This is a genomic window from Crocinitomix catalasitica ATCC 23190 (assembly GCF_000621625.1).
GTDB lineage: Bacteria > Bacteroidota > Bacteroidia > Flavobacteriales_D > Crocinitomicaceae > Crocinitomix > Crocinitomix catalasitica.
In genome coordinates, this window is sequence record NZ_JHXV01000011.1 from 80,681 (window position 1) to 97,080 (window position 16,400).

The window sequence follows — 16,400 nt, forward strand, 5'->3', positions numbered from 1 at the left end:
TTAACGGATTAATGTTATACTTCCAGTTTCAGGTTGACCATCACTACAATCAATGATATAATAATAATTACCTGCTTGTAATTCTCTACCCTCATGTGTGCCATCCCACATATTATCGTATCCTTTATTTTCATAAATTAAATGGCCCCAACTATCAATTATTTTTACGGAACAATTACCCAGTAAATAATGTCCTTTTATTTGCCATGTATCATTTTTATTGTCACCATTTGGACTGATAAAATTGTTTATTTCAATTTCTAGGCTCACATAGACCAAAATCTCATCGGTTGCTGTACATCCATTTTCCGTAGTTCCAATTATGGTATATAAAGTAGTTTGTTCTGGATTTGCGATTGGATTTTGGATATCTGTTTCAGATAACCCTATTGGAGGTGTCCATTGATAAGTTACTGGTATCGAGGTTGTAGGATTTAACTCCACTGCAAATCCAGCATTTATTGTTTGGTCCGTTCCAGCATTAATTGTAGGTATTTCGAATCGCTCTATGGTCATAGTACAGAGGTCTGAATTGCCATGAACATCTATTGCTTCATACATATTGGTTGTGATACCAAGGGGAAATATATCACCAGATGCTATTCCACTGATTAATTCGATACGCGCTACTGCACAATTATCTACTGCGATGAGATCAGGTATAGTTATAATAGAATCACAAGTCGTTATATTTTCTGGACAAACAATAGATGGATTTTCGGTATCAATAACTTCAATTTCAAAAGAGCAAGTCGCAACATTACCCGAGGCATCAACCAATTCGAATGAATTAATGGTCGTTCCAATAGGATAAAGAGCACCAGAAGTTAAACCTGCTATTTGACTAAAGATAGGGTCAGCACAGTTATCGTTGAATAGGGGCGCATCATAAGCAACATTCGCCCCACAAACAGTTGGGTCATTTTCAATAGAAATAGAAGGAGGACAATCCAATTCAGGAATTTCATTATCAATAACGGTCACATTAAACGAACAAGTAGCGGTTAAACCGATTTCATCGTTAACCCTATAATTGACAAGAGTTAAGCCAATTGGGAAAACGCTTCCAGTGACAAATCCGTCTGTTATTATAGTTGTTGCCGAACAATTGTCTTCACCAATCGGTGTAGCATAAGTGACTGTTCCACCACAAATGCCGGGATCGTTATTTACTGTAATATCAGCAGGGCAAGATATTGTAGGAGGTGTGTCGTCAACAGGGATTACTTCAAATGAACAGGTAGCGACATTTCCGGCTGTATCCGTTGCTGTTAGCATAATAGTTGTCGTCGAAAAGATGATCGTGCCGGGAGCTGGTGATTGTAAAATTGTAGGTGTTAAACAATTGTCAGTTGCTATTGCCAATGATGTATAATCGACTAATGTAAAAGCACAATCCTCGTCAAAACTTACATTTTGATTTTCAGGACAGCTAATAATAGGATTGATTTCATCGATTAAAAAAACTGTGAATGTACAATTAGCTTCATTGCTGCTTGCATCTACAGTAGATAGTGTAATAATTGTTTCACTTGTTATAATTGTGCCAGCTGTAGGACTTTGAGTTATAAGTAAATCATCACCACAATTGTCTGTTGTTATTGCTAAAGCTGTATAATCGGGCAATACAAAATCACAATCTTCACTTAAAGATTCCAATTGATTTATAGGGCATGTTATCGTTGGATCTTCAATATCAAATACTGTTATGTCAAAAGAACATTCAGCTTCAAGACCAGCCTCATCAGTCACAACAAAAGTATTGGTTGTCGTGCCAATCGGAAAAATACTTCCACTTGCTAATCCTTCACTTAAAATTGTTGTTGGAGCACAGTTATCAATTCCTACGGGTGTTAAATAGGTTATTGTTGCACCACATACTCCCGAATCGTTATTTGTAGATATATCTTCAGGGCAATTAATTGTTGGAACCGTAACATCAGTTGGGATGACTTCAAAAGAACAAGAAACTGCATTACTTGCCGTATCTGTTGATGTTAAAATAATCGTTTGTGTACTTGTAATAATCGTACCTGCTGCTGGAGATTGCGTAATAATCGGTGCTAAACAATTGTCATTTGCTGTAGCTAAATTGGTGTAGTCCAATAGTGTGTAGGAGCAATCCTCATCAAAACTAACCCGTTGATTTTCCGGACAAATAATAGTAGGAGCAATTTCATCGATGAGGTTCAGGTTAAATGAGCAAGTAGTCATACTGTCACTTTCATCCGTTACTTGTAACGATATTAATTGATTTGCGCTAATTAAAGTGCCAGGTGCTGGGGTCTGTATTATCGTGAGAAGGTCAGTACAGTTATCACTTACTGTGGCTAAAGAACTATAATCGATTATTTCAAAATCACAACTTGCAGATAAACTGCCAGTTTGATTGGTAGGGCAAATATCAAAAGTAGGCGGAATTGTATCTTTTATATTGATAAAACCGGATTGCGTAAAAGCTCTTGAGCAGCCATCAAGGTCACTTACAATTAGTGATATATCATATTCTCCATAATCTGTGAAAGTATGCGTTGGGTTTGGTAAAGTAGAAGTTGAACCGTCGCCAAAATTCCAGTTCCACGAAATAAGTGGTGCGCTAAATACGGTATGGTCAGTAAAATTAACTGTTAGGTCGGGACATGCTGCAGATTCTATATCTGAACTAAAATCAATCTCTGGTCCAATAACTTGTACGAAATTCGATTTGGTATCTGTTTTTGTGCATCCTAAAGAATTGGTCACAGTGAGTGATACTGTATAAATTCCACTATGCTCGTAAATATGAGTTGGCTCTTGCTCGTCCGAACTGGTTCCATCACCGAAATCCCAATACCAATCAGTGATTTCGCCGAATCCAGTATTAACAGAGCTTTCTGTATAATTCACAGTAAAGGGTCCACATCCAAAATGTGAGGATCCGTCTATAATAGCATCCGGACTACCTATACGTAATATTTGCTCAATTCTATCAACGCAACCATTATTTGTATCTGAAACGGTTAAAACAATGGTAAATTCGCCTCCAGTTGAATAGGTATGAATAGGGTTTTGCGCCCTTGAGGTTCCGCCATCTCCAAAACTCCAATTCCAAGTATCTGGTAAGGTTGACAAATCTGTAAAAAATATAGAAGTTGGAATACTACAACCATGTGAAGGAGCAAAATTAAAATCCGCTGCTGGTTGTCGAACTGTATAGGTTCTTGAAAAAAAGTCTGATAATCCATCACCATCTTCCACGGTTAAGGTAATGGTGAAAGTACCTGGCGAATCATACAAATGAGTTGGTGTCATTTCTTCAGAATTTGTTCCGTCACCAAAATCCCAATTATAAGATGCAATAACACCAGTAGATAAATTGGTGAATTCAACGTCTGTGTTTATACAGCCTGCAGAACGCGTTAGTGAAAATTCGGAATGGGGTTGTGCAAACGCAAAATTTATTCCAACGAATAATAACAGAAAAGATAGTATATATGTCAATTTCATTTGTGTGGTTTTAATTCCATCACAAATATATTTTGATACTGAATTTATAAGTAGTTGATTTGTTGCAATAAGTGGTTAGTATGTTGCAAATAGCTACTTAACCAGTTTTTTCCTGGTTTCGGAAGGAGTTTCTTGGAATTGCTTTTTATACAATTTGGTAAAATTGGTTGGATCATTATAACCAAATTGATATGCGATTTCTCCAATGGAAAGTGTGCTATTTGTGATTTCTGAATAGGCAAGATCAAGCCGTATTTTTGTCATTAGAGCACTTGTAGAAAGTCCCGTTAAAAATTTAATTTTCCGATGCAATTGTGAACGACTTAAAGCGCATTGATTGGCTAGTTCTTCCACACTAATCTGATTACTTATATCGGCTATTGTTAGGGATTCAATTTTTTCAATAAGTGGATGTCGCTCAAGTTTGGTTTCTATTGAATCAATTGAGTTTGCAAATTTGAGGTGCAACTTTTCTTGCAGATTAATTAAATTGGCTATTCTCAACAATAACTCGTTCGGATTGAATGGCTTCGCAATATAATCATCAGCTCCTTCCGTTAAGCCGTCTATCATACTGTCAAAAGAAGCTTTTGCAGTGAGTAGAATAACAGGTATATGTTCTGTTGGAAAACTATTTTTTACGGATTTCAATAATTGATAACCATCCATTTTAGGCATCATAATATCAGATACAATGACATCTGGAATAATTTCTTCCGCCATACTAATACCTTCATGACCGTCTTTGGCGATGTATGTTTCATAACCAGCCTCATTCAATAAATGCTGAATAAATTGTTGAATGTCCTCGTTGTCTTCTACAATTAAAATTCTTTTGGACTTGAAATTTTCCAGGCTGTTAGATATGGAAACTTCGACAAGTTTTGATTGTAATGAATCAGTTGATTGTTCACGAATAAAAAGTGCTTTATGCCCTCGTGTATTCACAGGAATGCTAATGGTAATACTTGTACCACTATTTATATCACTTTCTAACTTGATAGTACCATTCATTAATTCAACAAGTTCTTTTACGAATGCTAGTCCAATTCCAGTTCCTTCACCGCGCCTAGTGCTTGAAGCGTCTGCTTGATAAAATTTATTAAATACTTTTTTTTGATCCTCTTTCGAAATACCTATTCCAGTGTCTACAACCGTTAATTTAAGTTGGTTTTGAATTAATTCGTCACGGATTTCGATCGTACCGCTGTCATTTGAATATTTAATAGCATTGGATAATAAATTGGTCAGGATTTTCTGCAGTTTATCAGCGTCAACATTGAGCGGGCTCTTCACGGAAGAGTCATAGGTTATACTGATGTTTTTTTTGGTTGCAAGCTCTTGAAAGAGAGCTGTTATACCTTGAATAAAACGATCAAGTTCAATATTATTTTCATTCAGGTTTAATTTACCTGCTTTTATTTTTGCAAATTCTAAAACTTGATTGACGAGGTCAAGCATTTGATTACTGTTTTTTAGAATCATTTGCAGGAGCATATTCCCCTTGTCCTTTATTAAAAGTTCTTCTGTTGGGCCTTTAATAAGTGTTAATGGTGTTCGGAATTCGTGGACCAAGTTGTGCAATAGATTATCCAAGTAAATTTTTTCTTTATTTATTAATTCTGTCGACTTTTGTTTTTGGCGGTAAGCAATGATTAAAAAGATGGCTGCAGTAAGTAGAATTAGAACCCCAGCAATCCAGAAACTGCGTTGTTTTTTCTCTGTTTGAATTAGGTTTTGGCTCTCTGAAATGAGTGTTTCTTTTTCTTTATTGTGGCTAACATTTAAAGTATTTGTAATGATATCCTTCTGCACTTCAATATTATTAATACTGTCCGCTAGCATTTGAAAAAACTCGAAATAAAATAGAGCGCTGTCATATTTATTGGCCCCTTTATAATTCATGTAAAGTACATTTGATATTTGGGATTGAATTTCAATATGACCTATTTTCTTCGCTAATGCTAAACCTTCCGAAGCAACATTTATTCCCTTTTCAAATTCGTCCAAATGGTATAAAACACGACTGTAATTCCCTAAAATTCCTGATAAGCCAAGTTCATTTCCATTTTTTCTTGATAATTCGATTGATTCGATATAAAATTGATTTGCTTTTTTATGTTGACTAAGATTAGAATAACATGCCCCAAGACCGGCATAAATGGAGTTGAGCAGCCTTAAATTAGGGTTTGCTTCGAAATAGGATCTAGCTTTTTGAAAATAATAAATGGCCGAATCAGTTTTGTCAAAACTTAAATACGAATCGGCTAAATTGAATTCACAAAAATGAATGTCAAATTCAGTTTTGGCCAATTTTGCAAATTGATACGCTTTATTTCTTAAATCGCGAGACTTCTTTAAGTCACCCATTACAAAATAAGCGGTGCCCATATTGGAATGTATATGTGAAAGCTTCTGATAATTTCCTAATTTTTGATAAATTTCAATAGCTTTTAAATGATAATCAAATGACCTTTTGAAATCACCGCGAAATCCATATACACTGGCCAAACCGCTAAACGCATTTGCAAGTGCCATTGGATTATTGTGGCGCTCAAAATAATCTTTGCAAGCGCTAAATCCAGTAAATGCATTTTCTAAATCTCCAACATTTGATTGTGCTAGTGATTTGAGGTAAATGATTTTGAAGATTGTGTCGGATTGCTTTGGAAGGAATCGGATTTCTTGATTCCAATAATATATTTCAGTTTTAAAATCGCCAATAGCATGAAAAAATTCTGCAGCGCGATGAAAAAACAATTGTTGTTTTTCAGAAGGAAACGAATCAACATTTTTATTTAAACCCTGAATGATTTGAATAGCTGAATCCGTATCCGTATCAATTAGTGAATAAGCTTTTTCTATTGCTACATCTATATTTTCTGATGAATAACCAAAAGTGATAAAGCAAATGAAAGAAATCGCAAAAAGAAATCGCATTTTGGGAGCTTAAATTAGAGGAGGTAAAAATAATTAAACAATCCTTTTAGGCAATTTAAAATTATACTTTTTTGCCAGTAATTTTATCCATTCAATTGCCTTAACGCTATAACTTTATTTTGCACAGTAACAGCAATTTCATTCAGTTCGTTATAGTCTCTTCCGTCCATACTGATTGGCTTACCAATATTTATACGAACAGTTCCCTTTTTAAATTTTGTATTGCTAGTGGTAGGCCAAATTGAGTTGGTACCTTTTATAGAAACTGGTAATATTTCGATACCTGATTCCATAGCAATATTAAATCCGCCTTTTTTAAAACGTTGCACCTCACCATTAGCACTTACTGTTCCCTCTGGAAAAATCAAAACAGTTTTACCTTCCTTGATTAATTGCACAGCCTCTGTTAAACTTTTACTTGCTTCAATACTATTACTTCTGTCAATAAAAATCATTCCAGTAGCGCGCATATACCAACCGATGAAAGGTGATTTACGCAATTCTTTTTTAGCAATGAAATGTAGGTTTAAAGGAATTACTTTAAATAATGCTGGAATATCTAAATATGAAAGGTGATTGGAGAAAAGGATATAGTGTTTTCCTTTTTCAATATTTTCTAATCCAGTTACTTTTGTTTTTGAACCGAGAATAAATAAAATACCTGGCGCCCAAATTGTGCGCGCCATTACTAATGGCAGTTTTTGATTAAATGTGAAAAGCAATACTATGAGTGAGCTCGTGATACACAGGATTGACCATAGTATCATTGCAATTAAACGCAGAATAGACATCTAAGCTTTGTCCTCCTTCGCATATTCTAGTTTTAATTTTTTTGCTTCCTCTTTTGTTCTTGAATCTTTGATATGTCTCGGCACAGGTTTTAGGTCCCAAATCAATCCTAACCAAGATAAGATTTTCAATCCGTAATATGTAATGTCGATTTCCCACCAATAAAACCCCTGGCGAGCTGTTGATTGATAATAATGGTGGTTATTGTGCCAGCCTTCACCCAAAGTGATTAACGCTAGTATTAAATTATTTTTAGATTCATCATTGCTTTCGTATCTCTTTTTACCAAACATGTGCATTAACGAGTTAATAGAGAATGTTCCATGTAATAAGATAACAGTTGATAAGAAGAAGCCAACGATTAAACTTGATAAACCGTGAGACATGATAGTCATTAAAGTTATCTCTACACCTGCGGAGCTTGCATTTACATATCCGCCTACAAAAAATACAGCTAACATTAAAACTGTAGGTGGAACTAAGTGATGTTTATTCAACCAAAGTAATTCTGGAAATTTAGCAAAATCTTTTATCAAATTAAATTTAGTTTCTTTATAATCGGGCCCTACTATCCAGCCAATATGAGAATACCAAAACCCATAAATTTTCTTCGAATGAGGATCTTTCGGTGTGTCACTGTGTCTATGATGAACACGGTGATTAGCAGCCCAATGTAAAACACCTTTTTGCAATGATGTTTCCGCCGCAAATGCAATTAAAAATTGAAAAAAACGTGAAGTTTTATAAGTGCTATGCGAGAAATATCTATGGTATCCTCCAGTTACAAAAAACATTCTGATAAAGTATAAACTTATGCACAATGTCCAATCAAACCATGTTGCACCAGTCCAAAAAGCTAATAATGGCGCTAAGTGTACCAATAAAAACCCAATTTCTTCTTTGAAAACGGCTTTTCCTCTTTTTTCTTTTTCAAATGGTTTGCTTTCTTCCACAGTAAATCTTTTTGTGCAAAGATAGCTGAATTCGTAGGTAAAAAATATTGTTTTGTAGATATTAGAAGATTTTTTAATGAATTTTAGTTCATTTAATGGGTCGTTTTACCATTAAAAACATGTGTTGAGCATATATTCAATAAAAAACCCTTCAACTTAAGAAGGTTTTGATTCTTGCTAAAAATGGCATTGCTTCACAAAAATAAACGCCTCGGAATACTTTTTTATAAGCTGTGTAAATGGTGTTAATCGTAGTTAAACCAGAGGTCTAAGAGTGTGTCATAAAGTCAATTTAAAATATTGTTTTATTATAAATAGAGTTGCTTTGTTGTAGAGATTTCTGTTAAGATTTATTATAATCCTTTATAGAATGATAGGTGAGCGAAAGATTTAGTGTAATTTTGAGGAAATATTAATTCCTAAATTCACCGAATTACTTGCTGTATTTAATAACATTATGATGTTCTAAGCTTTTTTAGCACGAATTTTATAAGTAATTATACTTAAAGAATAGGAATTAAACAATAAGTGAATATTGAAGATGAAATATGAAACTTGGTTAACATATACTAATATGTCAATGGCTGTTCAATGCATAAAGGGAGAATACCATTGTAGTGAGTTTGGTGCTAATCAAGAACGTAAATTAAATCTTAAAATTTGCACGAGTACCCTTGAATTGAAATTTTTTCTATTGTCATTACCAAAACCACCTAAGAAGGATATTTTGGCATTAATCAATAGAATAGAAAATAACCTTTCAGGTGAGGTAGTTTAGTATTTAATCGTAAATTTATAAGATTGGTATCAAATCAATCTAAGTAGTTATAATTCAAAAGAATCAATCATTTCAACTTAAAAAAATGAATACAAAAGATATTGCAAGTCTAATAAAGGAAATAGAAGTTTCAAACCCAGATAGACTTCAAGTGAAGGGTGATTCAACAAGAGAACCAAGACCAATTGGTTTTTATAATGCAATGAATAAAGTTATTCCAGATGTAGTAGCGATCTATTCGAACAAAAGGGATTTTTATGCCATCGAAAAGAATATCGTAGAAAAAGAGATCCATGTATTTATTTTTAAGTGGATTTTATTCGCCTCTGAAGCAAGAAAGCATGGAGGTAAATTCTATCTTGTTATACCAAAAGGTAAGTCAGAGTTAGTGGAAGGGTTAATTGCAGAAAAGCAATTAGATATTAATCTTATTGAAATTTAAAAATTTATTTTTCTAAATTTTACCAACTACTGCGTTCACGTTCAAGTAACAATTGATCTAAAATTTCTTGAGTTTATGTTCTATTTAATGATTTTTATTTAGAGATTAAATATGTATGTATTGATTCTATAAATAGAATGGGATGAGCAAGTATGCATTGCTATTTTATTATTTCTTACTGTGCGTTTTAGCATCTGTGCATTATTTAGTTACAATCGATGAACTCAATTCCGTTTGATCATTTTAATCAATGATAGTTTCTTGTTTAGCAAGTATAAATGTCGTTTGTATTGCTATAAATCACGCTCTAATTCATAGATAAACGATTATTAAAGGGCTATGAATAAGGAAGGATTGATTTATTTTCAATCCCTGTAAGTATTTGATAGTTAAATAGTAGTGTTCTGTTTATTATTTATGTAAAAGTGTAGATATCCGAATAGTTTTCATATATTTGGTTCTCCTAACTTAGAACTAAAGATGTTTTTTTGATTATTGTAGAACTAAAAGAAGTTTATCAAATCAAAATATATTCTGACGTGCTAGAATTAATTAATAAATGAAAAGGTCAAAATATATTTGGTTACCATCCATCAGTATTTTATCAACGTTATATTTTTTTTCCTGTGATGGACAAATAGTTCAAAATAATTTTCTTGCGCCAACATCTGCTACAAGTCATTCAATGGCGGAAAACATAAATCATAAGAATGAAACTCAAGAAATGGTTGAGTTTTTAGGGAGGATAGTTGAACAGTCAGATCCTAATTTGAACGCTTATAGAAATAAACCGAGAGTAGGTATTTATAAATCAATGTTAAGTCAATCGAAATCGACTGAGAAACTATCAATATGGTATCAATATTGTAAGGAATTATTACGTTCTGGTGATGCTCGTGAATGTATACAAGAGATTGAAAGTTTTTTTGAAGCTAATAGAGATTTGTCAGAGCAAATGACAGCAAATAATTATGTGCTTTTTGAATTATTAGCAATAGCTTATTTACGTTTAGGTGAGCAAGAGAATTGTCAATTGAACCACACTGAGTTTTCATGTATTTTACCATTAGAAGAATCAGCAATTCATACATTACCTGAAGGTTCAAAAAATGCAATAGATATTTATAAAAGCATGTATGATGTTTACCCAAATCAAGGATATAAATGGTTGATAAATTTGGGTTATATGACGTTGGGAACATATCCTCAAGAAGTGCCGAAGAAGTATTTAATTAATTACCCAAACTGGAATTTGGAACAACGGAATTTTCCGCGTTTTAATGAAGTTGCCATGAATGTAAATACTGCAATATATGGCTTGTCTGGAGGTGTCTGTACAGAAGATTTTAATAATGATGGCTTAATTGACATTTTTGTAACCGATTATGGAATAGATGCACAAGCAAGATTATTAATTAATAATGGAAAAGGATCATTCGATGACCAAACAATTTTGGCTGGTTTAGAAGGTATTGTTGGGGGATTAAATACTATTCAAGCGGATTATAATAATGATGGATTTGAAGATATATTTGTGTTGAGAGGAGCTTGGTTGGGCGCTCAAGGCAATCACCCAAATTCATTGCTTAAAAACAATGGGGATGGTACTTTTTCGGATGTAACAAAGTCAGCTGGATTAATGAGTTTAATGCCAACACAAACAGGTGCCTGGGCTGATTTTAATCGCGACGGATATTTAGATTTATTTATTGGTAATGAATCTCGGAATAACTCATCAAATCCTTGTGAACTATATTTAAATAATGGAGACGGAACCTTTAAGGAGGTGGCAGCAAGTGTTGGAGCCAATGTTCATGGTTTTGTGAAAGGTGTAGTGTGGGGTGATATTAATAATGATAGTTGGCCAGATCTGTATATCTCCATAATGGGAAGTCAAAATATTTTGTTAAAAAATAACGAGGGTGTATTTGAAGATGTTTCTCAAACAGCAGGTGTTCAGGAGCCAATAAGTAGTTTTCCGTGTTGGTTTTGGGATGTCAATAATGATGGTTATCAAGATATCTATGTATCAGGTTATAGTTCAGATAAAGATTTCGGTTTACCATTAACCTTTGCGCAAGAAATGCAAGGTGTAAAAACGAATAATGGCTATTCAAAATTATATATCAATAACGGCAACGAAACATTTACTGATGCCACTGAATCGTATAATTTACTGAAGTGTAGTTTTGCTATGGGGGCTAATTTCGGAGACCTGGATAACGATGGAAACCTTGACTTTTATTTAGGTACCGGAGCACCAGCTTTCAATTCAGTGATTCCCAATAGAATGTTTAGGAATGTTGATGGTACAAAATTCGAAGAAGTTACTTCGGCAGGGGGTTTTGGTCATATTCAAAAAGGTCACGGTGTTGCTTTTGTTGATTTTGATAATGATGGCGATCAAGAAATTTATGCTGTGATGGGCGGAGGATATCAAGCTGATGAATTTACGAATGTTTTGTTTGAAAACCCTGGTTTTGGGAACAATTGGTTGACTATAGAGTTAGAAGGGGTGACTACCAATAGAAGTGCTATAGGAACGCGTATTGAAGTTGTTTTAGATAATAATAAAAGAATTTATAGAACTGTAAGTACGGGAGGTTCTTTTGGATCATCAAGTATTCAACAAGAAATAGGAATTGGAAAAGCAACTAAAATAAATCAACTAATTATTACATGGCAAAATGGTGAGGTTGAGTCATTTGAGTCGGTTGCAATCAATCAAAAAATAGCAATAAAAGAGGGAACAAATGCAATTAGAACAATCCCTTTTAGCTATATTCCTTTTTCTGAAAGTAAAGGAGTTCATCATCATCATTAAATGTGGTGTTAATTTTTTCACATCATAAGCCGATTTTTTAGATATAATTTAATATTTATTGGTTATATTTCCCTTCTCCAAACTATTTTACCTATGAAATCTCATAAATAGTAAGATTTATTCATAATATAATTATGTTTTAAAAGCATGCAAAAAGAGATTAATCATTCAGTTCAATTAAGTAAAAAATTAAAAGAATTAATAGAAAAGTTAGAAGTTGTTAATGAAAAGCAGGGAATGACCCCAGCATCAGCGAAAATCGGAGCACTGTTGACCGTTTGCAACGAAGGTGAACTTACTTTCGATCAAATAAGAAGTACGCTTAACTTAAGTAAAAGTGCTACGAGTAATGGCATAAATTTATTATTAAACACAAAAAGCATTGAGCAGATCAATAAGTTCGGTGAAAGAAAAAGATATTTTAGAGTGAATCTTTATACTTGGAAGGAGAATTTACAAGAAATAAATAAAGGTTACGGTTATTTAGCAACACTCTTGCGTGAAGTTCATAAATATAGATCAAAAGAGACGGTTGAATTCAATACTAATTTGTTAGAAATGGTCGAGTTTGCTGAGTATTTACATGAAGAAATGCCTAAGCTTTATGAAAGATGGGAAAAATTGAAAAAGTAAATTTTTAGGACTTAATTATTCTTTATAAGCAGAGTTTCATACCAAAAAAATAAGTTGAATCGATTTAATCGATCCCCTCAAAGTTTATTTTAAACCGAGCGCCGTTGTCGTTGTTATATTCAATTTTGGCATCTATTTGATCAATCAAAGCGGCAATAATTTCCATGCCTAAAGAATCTGCTGATTCTAAATCAAAGTCACTTGGTAAGCCAACACCATTATCATGGAAAATTAATTCGAATCCATTACGATTCTCTTTTAATGAAATATGTAGAACGGGATTTTTATTATCTTTAAATGCATGCTTTACGGAATTTGTAATCATTTCAGAAACGATTAAACCAAGGGGCACTGCTATGTCAAGATCCAATAACAAATCAATCGTTTCCAGTTGACAATCAATATCTGATTGGATAATTTGTTGTGTTTTAATTAATTCTTTTAAATATGAATTAAAATCGACTTGATTTCCTTGAATATTACTGTATAATTTTTGATGAATTAGTGCAATTGCATCTACACGCCTTCTACTTTCATCTAACACTCCTAACACATCTTCGTCAGTAACAGATCGTGTTTGCATTGACAGTAAAGAAGAGATTATTTGTAAATTGTTTTTAACGCGATGATGCACCTCTTTTAAAAGTATTTGGACATGATGGTGTTGCTCAGATATCTCTTTGTTTTTTCGCTCAAGAATAAAATTTGCTCTTATAATCGTATCACTATTCACTTTGTTGGTATAACTAAAATAGATCATCATGATTAATACAACCATACCAACACCTGCTAAATTAAATCGTTCAAGCTCCTCTTGTACTTCCTTAGCCAATACTAATTTACCAGTTCCTCCTTCGAAATGATGCCAGATAAGCGAGGCTAAAAAAATGATGGACCCGTTAAAAATTGCAGTTATAAAAACGCTCCAATTTGTGTTTAATAAAAAGGTTAATGGAATTAAAAAGATATAATAGAAAACACCTGAATCCCAACCAAAATAATAGGTATTAATATAGGCTTCAATACCAAAAGTATATGCGCCAATAAAAAATATGAGATTAACTGGAATTAAATCTTTTATTGATAAAATAAGTATTAGAATGAAGATGAGAGTTGCAATAACCGGACTAAGAATAGCTGGACCTGTTGATACTTGAATTAAAAACCACGAAAGATAAAAATTGATACAAATAGCTAGAGCTACAGATAAATGAATTACGTTTTTAAAGTTATTCGATATGGATATTATTTTAGGCATTTATTTAAAGCTATATTAAAAACTTAGCGTATTATAAGAAAACTGTGAACAGACTTATAATCGTCTAAATTTGTAATTCCGAAAATCATTAATACATTTTCCAGTTTAACAACCTTCGTAATATTGGGTTTTTCAAGCGGGAGACTTGGTAATGAGGGGTTAATTGTGTTAAACTAGGAAATTTATTTTAAAACAAGCACCGTTTTCATTTTTAAATTCGATTGATGCATCTATTTGATCGATCAATGCACTAATGATTTCCATACCAAGCGAATCGGCAACAGTTAAATCAAAATTATCGGGTAATCCTGATCCATTATCAGTGTAAGTTAATTCTAGTGAATTCGAATCTCTAGTCAAAGTAAGATATACCTTCGGGTTTTTAGTTTCTTTAAAGGCATGCTTAACTGAATTTGTTATCAATTCAGAGATAATAAGTCCCAATGGTACAGCTGTATCTAAATCCAATAAAACATCAATTGATTCGAGATGACATTCAATATTCGATTGAATTAGCTGTTGAGAGTTGACTAATTCAGATAAATAGGATTTAAAATCGACTTGGTTACCATGAATGTCACTATAAAGTTTTTGGTGAATTAATGCAATAGCCTCAACGCGTCTTCGGCTTTCATCCAAAATGTTTATAGCTCCCTCATCATTTGTTGCTCTCCGTTGCATTGACAAAAGTGAAGTGATAATTTGTAAATTGTTTTTAACACGATGATGTATTTCTTTTAAAAGAATTTGAACATGCTGATGCTGTTCTGAAATTTCTTTATTTTGAATCTCAAGATCCTTATTCGCTTTAACAAGGGCGGTATCTTGCAGACGATTGACATTGCTAAAGTAAATAGTGGTAATGAGAATTACAATGCCAACAATAGCCAAGTTAAATTGATTTAAAAAATTTTCAAATTCTGGCATTGAATGCGTTAAACCTTCTTCATTGCGAAGTGAATACCAAAGAAAAAAGGTCAAGCTTATAATGGATAAATTAAAAATTAAAGTAGTCGATTTCTTCCATTCGGGATACATTAAAAATGTAAGAGGCAATAAAAATAAATAATAGAAAAATCCAGCATTCCAACCTATAAAATAAGTATGAATTGAAACTTCAATTGCTACAGAATAAGCGGCGGCAAAATAGGCTGACTTGATTGATAAAATTTTTTTTAACGACAAAATAATTGCTAAAATGAAAATGAGACTACCTAATAAAGGGCTCCATAAAACATGTTCTGCAGAGATATAAATAAAGAGGCTAGCAATATAAAGATTGGTCAAAATACCTAAACCAAAGGCGAGGTAAATTACTTTCGAAAAACGAATTATTTTAATATCTAAATCGGGCATTCATTCTAAATCTAATTAAAACTATAAATAAATAGACGCCAATTGATTAATTATTTAAGAATTATTTTTTTCGACTTGACATTATCTGAATAAAGGCCTGCCAATTTTAATGAACAACAGTAGAGATAGACTGTCACATGGAATTTTATTACGTTATTATTGTTTAACAAATTTTAAAATATCTTCACCCGCTGCCGAATGTATTTTGAGAAAATAGATACAAGAATTTAAAGATTGAATGTTCAATTTTTCCGAATTTATTTCCTTTTCAGTACAGGTGTATAGTTTCTTCCCAGAAAGTGAATAAATACAAATTTGTTGGACCTTTAAATCGCTTAAACCTTTAATTGTTATCTGTTCATTACTTGGGTTGGGGTAAATGAATAGCGTTGATATTGAAAGGTTAACGCTGGTATTTGCAAATTTTTCCAAAGCCATCTTAATAACTCCTGACGATAGGGCTGGAAGTACATAATCAGAGAGGTCAAATTCGCTAAATCTTCTTCAATTAACAGGGAAGGGTAGAATGGCACATTTGTCTACAATACTAATCCACGTCAGAGATGCCTCGAAGATTTCATTAAAGGTTTGATCGGTATTAAATCCGCTTAATTTAGCATTGATTTCGGTAGCTTCTGAAATTTCGAAGTTGAGGTTGATAGTTTGGCTTTGTGTAGGGTTTATTATAAAGAATATCCCGAATATTAGAATTGCAAAACGATGTAAATTATTTTTGTGGTGAAGGTTCTGTGTGTGTTAAGAACGTTGGATCCATATATTGTAAATATAATAAAAATGCTGTGGGTAATTATTGTTTTGATCTGATACACGGGTATATATGTTTCTAAAAGCAACTAAATTTTCATAATTAAAGATTTGTAATTTACAAATAGTTATAATTTTTATTTCATTAACTTTGAGGACCTAATGAATCAAATGCT

General features: G+C 32.9%; 11 protein-coding genes. 4 read left to right on the forward strand and 7 right to left on the reverse strand.

What is annotated here, in order from left to right:
- The 4 genes from T367_RS0108965 to T367_RS21885 all read right to left on the reverse strand — a co-directional run bounded on the left by T367_RS0108965 (position 1) and on the right by T367_RS21885 (position 8,168).
- A complete protein-coding gene (locus T367_RS0108965) occupies positions 1-3,486 on the reverse strand; it encodes a T9SS C-terminal target domain-containing protein (RefSeq protein WP_027419549.1) in 3,486 nt (1,161 codons plus the stop codon).
- 93 nt (positions 3,487-3,579) lie between these two features.
- Positions 3,580-6,426: a hybrid sensor histidine kinase/response regulator transcription factor gene (locus T367_RS0108970; protein WP_027419550.1), complete on the reverse strand. Its 2,847-nt coding sequence runs from the start codon at positions 6,424-6,426 to the stop codon at positions 3,580-3,582.
- Between the two features lie 83 nt (positions 6,427-6,509).
- On the reverse strand, positions 6,510-7,112 hold the full coding sequence (locus tag T367_RS21880) for a lysophospholipid acyltransferase family protein (RefSeq protein WP_072032182.1): 603 nt from the start codon (positions 7,110-7,112) through the stop codon (positions 6,510-6,512).
- A 105-nt stretch (positions 7,113-7,217) separates the two neighbouring features.
- Positions 7,218-8,168 (reverse strand): acyl-CoA desaturase, encoded by a 951-nt coding sequence (locus tag T367_RS21885; RefSeq protein ID WP_035843092.1) that lies wholly within the window; start codon positions 8,166-8,168, stop codon positions 7,218-7,220.
- Positions 8,169-8,709: 541 nt separating this feature from the next.
- On the opposite strand from T367_RS21885, the gene T367_RS0108985 reads away from it, so the two are divergent.
- The 4 genes from T367_RS0108985 to T367_RS0109000 all read left to right on the forward strand — a co-directional run bounded on the left by T367_RS0108985 (position 8,710) and on the right by T367_RS0109000 (position 12,845).
- Positions 8,710-8,946: a hypothetical protein gene (locus T367_RS0108985; RefSeq protein WP_027419551.1), complete on the forward strand. Its 237-nt coding sequence runs from the start codon at positions 8,710-8,712 to the stop codon at positions 8,944-8,946.
- 85 nt (positions 8,947-9,031) lie between these two features.
- Positions 9,032-9,388, forward strand: a complete 357-nt coding sequence (locus tag T367_RS0108990) for a hypothetical protein (RefSeq protein WP_027419552.1) — start codon at positions 9,032-9,034, stop codon at positions 9,386-9,388.
- Between the two features lie 559 nt (positions 9,389-9,947).
- Entirely contained in the window at positions 9,948-12,212 is a 2,265-nt protein-coding gene (locus T367_RS21890; RefSeq protein WP_051568459.1) for a CRTAC1 family protein, read from the forward strand.
- Between the two features lie 147 nt (positions 12,213-12,359).
- The gene (locus T367_RS0109000; protein ID WP_027419553.1) at positions 12,360-12,845 is read left to right on the forward strand and encodes a GbsR/MarR family transcriptional regulator; all 486 of its coding nucleotides are present in this window, start codon (positions 12,360-12,362) and stop codon (positions 12,843-12,845) included.
- 64 nt (positions 12,846-12,909) lie between these two features.
- Here the strand turns inward: T367_RS0109000 and T367_RS0109005 are convergent, their stop codons facing one another.
- The 3 genes from T367_RS0109005 to T367_RS25600 form a co-directional block, all read right to left on the reverse strand.
- A complete protein-coding gene (locus T367_RS0109005) occupies positions 12,910-14,103 on the reverse strand; it encodes a sensor histidine kinase (RefSeq protein ID WP_027419554.1) in 1,194 nt (397 codons plus the stop codon).
- Positions 14,104-14,271: 168 nt separating this feature from the next.
- Entirely contained in the window at positions 14,272-15,459 is a 1,188-nt protein-coding gene (locus tag T367_RS0109010) for a sensor histidine kinase (RefSeq protein ID WP_027419555.1), read from the reverse strand.
- Positions 15,460-15,615: 156 nt separating this feature from the next.
- Positions 15,616-15,897 (reverse strand): T9SS type A sorting domain-containing protein, encoded by a 282-nt coding sequence (locus T367_RS25600; RefSeq protein WP_027419556.1) that lies wholly within the window; start codon positions 15,895-15,897, stop codon positions 15,616-15,618.
- Positions 15,898-16,400 lie beyond the last annotated feature (503 nt).